Source organism: Alishewanella sp. WH16-1, assembly GCF_001441695.1.
GTDB lineage: Bacteria > Pseudomonadota > Gammaproteobacteria > Enterobacterales > Alteromonadaceae > Alishewanella > Alishewanella agri.
On record NZ_LCWL01000128.1, the window covers coordinates 1 to 1,481 of the forward strand.

At 47.3% G+C, this 1,481-nt stretch carries 1 protein-coding gene; it reads right to left on the minus strand.

The genetic code is table 11. The features are described 5' to 3' along the window. Window positions 1–11: 11 nt before the first annotated feature. Entirely contained in the window at window positions 12–1,379 is a 1,368-nt protein-coding gene (locus AAY72_RS13770; protein ID WP_008949889.1) for an IS4 family transposase, read from the minus strand. Between the last annotated feature and the right edge of the window lie 102 nt (window positions 1,380–1,481).

The following is a 1,481-nucleotide window of genomic DNA, read 5'->3' on the forward strand; positions in this document are numbered from 1 at the left end:
CTGTCTCTTGATCACAAGTCAGCCTCAAGAGACTTTGCTAGGTCATAACCTTCAAGGATGGTTTGTAGTTTGAACCATCCTTGCCACAATACCTTGACCGAGGCCTTGCCGGTTTGTTTTGTATCTTTCCACCCACCGAGCTTTGCAAGCTCGGTATAAGCCCACTTCATCGAGGGGACGGTGTCAGGTAAGGTCCTGCTGACCCGTTTTATCCATAACAATTTCCAGGCTTTTGGCGACAGCACCTGTTCACAACTTATCTCGTCTGGTTGTTCGCGCGCAAACTTCAGCTGCACTATTCTTACAGCAATAAAGGCGCTGATGGTCACAAGCCGCTCAATGTTATCTTTACTTTGTAAGCGGGCATTCTCAATATCTGTACCATCCGTTTTCCAGGCTTTGTGATATTCTTCTACTAACCAGCGATGCTCGTAATAACGGATGATGTTCAGTGCATCTGCTTTGCTCTGGACTGGTTCGGTAGTCAGCAAATGCCAATTTAACGCGTTTTTGTCATCGGCTCGCTCTTCGCACCCGACATAATAAAGCGATAGTGATTCGCCACGCTTATTTGCCGGCACTTGCAACGTGACTGGCGCAAAGACAATGTCTACTGTTGCTGTACGTGCTTTACGTCCACCTTTTTGCGCTATATGGATTTGCTTTTGTCCGGCGCTTTCAAGACCTGCAGCATAGTCGTAGAGCTTCTGTTCAGACTGCTCAATATGGCGACTCTGCATGGAACGAACCACGAAGCGATGTTGCTTTGAGAGCTTATACTGCAAGTACTCATAGATATCAGCTTCGCGGTCGCAGACGGATATCACATCGGCCATTTTAGCGCCTAATCGTGCCGATAGATTGACCGAAGCAGACTGCCACTTGAAGCTTTCTTTCTCTTCATAAGGTGTTTGTGTTCGCACATGTTTCTTTCCGCGCGTGCTGATATCCCGTGTCCAGCGGGATTGTTCAATTAATCCAACAAGCTCTTGTTGCTCAGGAGCGAATAACAAAACGCTGTGCGCAAGTATGCCCCGATAGTTATTTCCTTGATTGACATGACCAAGCTCATCTCGCACGGAACGATGGCTGTAAGTGATGGCAGTGGTATCCTCTAAAGCCAGTAATAAATTATGTTTGGCGGCTTGCGCTGCTGTGACCAGATAGCCTGCTTTTGCTATCGCGTCAGCATTGACGTGCTCATTACGGATAAAACGATAAGCGCCTTCCATATCGGCGGGGGATTGTGTAATAGACACGAATGGCTTTCCTGGATCGTTTGCTAAGGTTTCCGCTAACTTTACCAGACGTGTGGTTCGGCGGGGATCCCCTAAGTCGGCCTGACCAAAAGTACTTTTTGCCCATTGTGCATTGTTCATCAGTATTCACCTTTAGATTAAGTGAAAGATCTGATCGGAAAGCGTGCGGAGAGTTCAAAAAATCCCCCAGTAAAAACCGGGGGATTTGTGTATAAGAGACAG

Coding starts and splice junctions, on each gene's coding strand:
- AAY72_RS13770 (WP_008949889.1), bottom strand. CDS start 1,379: ATGAACAATGCACAATGGGCAAAAAGTACTTTTGGTCAGGCCGACTTA.